Below are 3,208 nucleotides of genomic sequence, written 5' to 3'. Positions count from 1 at the left end.
GTCGCCGAACTCGCCGCGGGCGGGCTCACCAACCGCGACATCGCGGGCCGCCTGTTCGTGTCGCCGAAGACCGTCGAGAAGCATCTCGCCTCGGCGCTGCGCAAACTCGGGCTCCGCACGCGCGCGGGTCTGGCCTCCCGCCTCGGCGAGGAGCGCGACGCCCCCACCGGCTGACCCGGCCGCCCTCCCTCCCCGCATCGCCGCGGGCCGCCGCGTCCCCCATCGGTTTCCCGCACCCCACCCCGCCACGCCCTTCTCCGCCCAAACCTCCGGCCCTTTTTCCGGGGACCCCCAGGGGTTTCCGGGCCTCTGCCCGGCCCGGGAATGGGTGATCCTCCCCATCCCGCCGCGGCCCGCCGCGCACTGATCCTTGCGGCATGGCCAGTGACCAGGTTGTTCATCCGCAGGAGCCGGACGAGCCGGACGCCCCGGATGAACCGGCCGCCCCGGCCCCCGAGGACGAGGAGTGGGTGGACGCCCGCGTCCGCCGCGAGGCGCCCCGGGGAGTGGCGGGACCGACAGGAGGACGCGTGTCCAGATTCCGACTGACCGCCGCGCTCGCGCGAGCGCGGCAGACGAGCCGCGCGGGGGAACGCGGAGGGCGAGCGGGCCGGGGGCGGCGGCGGACGGGGGCCGCGGTCGGCGTGACCGTGGTGCTGGCGACGGCGGGCGCGGCCGTCGGGACGGCGGTGGCGAAACCGGGGGAGCGCGCGCCGGGGCCGCCCGCGCCGCACCTGGCGCGCGCGGTGCCGGGGACGGCGCTGCCCGCATCGAAGGTGGTGAAGAGCGCGGACGTGACGCTGGTGACCGGCGACCGCTTCCGCGTGCGGGTGGCCGAGGACGGCTCGCAGCAGGCCGACCTCATCGACGTCGTCGGTAGGAACGGCGGCACGTTCGCCCAGTTCGGCTACAACGGGGACACCTACGTGATCCCCGCGAAGGCCGCGCCGTTCATCGGCACCACCCTCGACCCGCGCCTGTTCAACGTCGGCTACCTGGTCCGGGCGAAGCTCGACGACGGTCACACCGGGTCCGTGCCGGTGACGGTGAAGGCGACGGCCGCGAAGGCGAGGAGCCTGCCCGGGACGAGCGTCACCGGGTCGTCGGGCGGGACGGTCCGCGCGAAGGTCGCCAAGAAGCGCGCGTCCGGGTTCGGCGCCCTGCTGTCGAAGAACTGGCAGGCGGCGAGGAACGGCGGCGGGAAGGCGGCTCCCGGGCTGTCCGGCGTGGACCAGGTGACCCTGGCCGTGCCGAGCGGCGCGCCGAAGCTCCCGGCCGCTCCGCCTCTGGCGCAGTCCGCCGCGCCGCAGCCGGCCGTCCAGGGCGGCGGCACCAGGTACCACAACCTGACCGTCGACTCCGTCGACCAGGACGGCAAGCCCGGCGTGATGATCGGGTTCGTCCACAGCGTGGACGACGCGAGCCTCGCGAGCTTCGGGATGGAGTACCCGGGCAACGCGCGGCGGGCGTTCAGCGTCCCCGAGGGCACCTACAGCGTCGAGGCCAGCGTGTTCACCGGCCCCGGCGACGACCCCGAGAGCCGCGCGGCGCTCGTCATCGAGCCGGAGATCACGGTCCGGGCCGACACCAAGGTCGTGCTGGACGCCCGCAAGGCCGTCCAGTACAGGACCGAGCTCGCCGCGCCCCCGAAGCAGGACATGCCGCGCATCGACTTCATGTCGTTCCAGCGCGACGACACCCGCGGAGCCGCGGCCGGCGTCCCGCCGAACGGGCTCGGCGCGCTGCTCGGCTTCTACAACATGCGGCTCGGCTCGGCCGTGTTCAACGGCTACCCGAAGCTGTACGTCACCCCGACCAAGGCGGTGACGAAGGGGCGGCTGCACTTCCTCGCGACGACCTCGCTGAGCACCGGCACCGAGGACGCGATCGGCGCGGGCCCGACCTACAAGGCGGTCTTCCCGTTCGAGGGGGCGGTCCCGGCGAACCTCACCCGGTCGCTCGCCGCCTCCGACTTCGCGACCGTCCGGTCCCGGCTGCACGACAAGCCGTCGGACACCGAGTCCGGCGGGCCGGTGGTGTTCTTCTCCCAGGCGTTCCTGCCCTGGTCGTACGTGCCGGTCGGGTTCTCCGAGGGCATGCCCGCCGGTGACCGCACCGACTACCTGTACAGCAGCGCCCCCGACCAGGTCCTGTGGGAGTGGAACTTCAACCCGGACAAGGGCGAGCGGCTGAACGACCTGCGCCGGACGCTCAAGCCCGGCCAGGAGGTCCGGCAGGAGTTCGGCGGGTCGCCGATCACGCCGTCCGTCGCGGGCGACTACCTGCTCACGACCGGGTTCAACATGGACGGCAGCGCCGCCACCGGCCCGACCGACGCGACGGCGCAGGCGTGCGTCGCGTGCCGCCAGGGCGACCTCGGCGCGCTGTTCCTCAAGGGCGGCGCGGACGCCGACCCGACCCACCACTACTACTTCAACAGCATGGACAACCGGGTGAGGTTCTACCGGGACGGCAAGCTCGCCTACACCTCCGACGTGGAGATCGGCCGCTACACCCCGGACCCGGCGAACCTGCCGCTGGCGCCGCGTCCCGCCGACTACCGCCTCGTCTGGGACTCGGCGGACGACAACGTCCCCGGCGTGAGCAGCAGCACCGACTGGAGCTTCCGGTCCGCGCCCGGCGGCCCGGCGGCGGCCCTCCCGAAGGGGGTGTACTGCGGGGTCGACCCGTCCGGCTCCTGCTCGTTCCTGCCGCTGCTGTTCGTGAACTACGACCTGAAGCTGGACGATTACTCCCGCGCCAAGGCCGGGACCGCGTTCGACGTCGGGTTCCGGGTCTCGCACCAGCAGTACCAGGCCGCCCCGGTCGGGGTCACTGCCACCGTCGAGGTCTCCTACGACAACGGCGAGAGCTGGTCCAAGCCCGTGGCCGCGGCCGCGGGGGCGGACGGCGTGTTCCACGCGTCCGTCACGCATCCGGAGTTCGACCAGGAGCACCGCTGGGTGTCCCTGCGGGTGACCGCGCGCGACGCCGACGGCTCGTCCGTCACCCAGACCAACGTCCACGCCTACCGGCTCGACGGCTGAGCGGGGAGCTGACATGAGGATCATCCGAACGAGACTGGCCGCGCTGGTCGCCGCCGCGGCGCTGGCCGTGGCGGCCGCCGTCCCGGCGTCCGCCGCCCCCGGCGAGGCCGCACAGGCCGCGGCCGGTCGCGCGCGCCGTCCGGCGCGTCCGGAACAACGCC

The 3,208-nt window shown here is 73.9% G+C and carries 2 protein-coding genes; both read left to right on the top strand.

From position 1 onward, the window contains the following. Positions 1–174 (top strand): response regulator transcription factor (locus tag AB0J52_RS33565; RefSeq protein ID WP_500186891.1); only part of this gene is annotated, 174 nt, incomplete at its 5' end. A gap of 356 nt (positions 175–530) precedes the next feature. Beyond that, positions 531–3,047, top strand: coding sequence for a hypothetical protein (locus AB0J52_RS33560; protein ID WP_500186890.1), 2,517 nt, complete (start codon positions 531–533; stop codon positions 3,045–3,047). Positions 3,048–3,208 lie beyond the last annotated feature (161 nt).

This window comes from Spirillospora sp. NPDC049652 (assembly GCF_040675125.1).
Lineage (GTDB): Bacteria > Actinomycetota > Actinomycetes > Streptosporangiales > Streptosporangiaceae > Spirillospora.
Note: the sequence above shows the minus strand (reverse complement) of the source record. Positions and strands in the feature narration are given on the sequence as shown.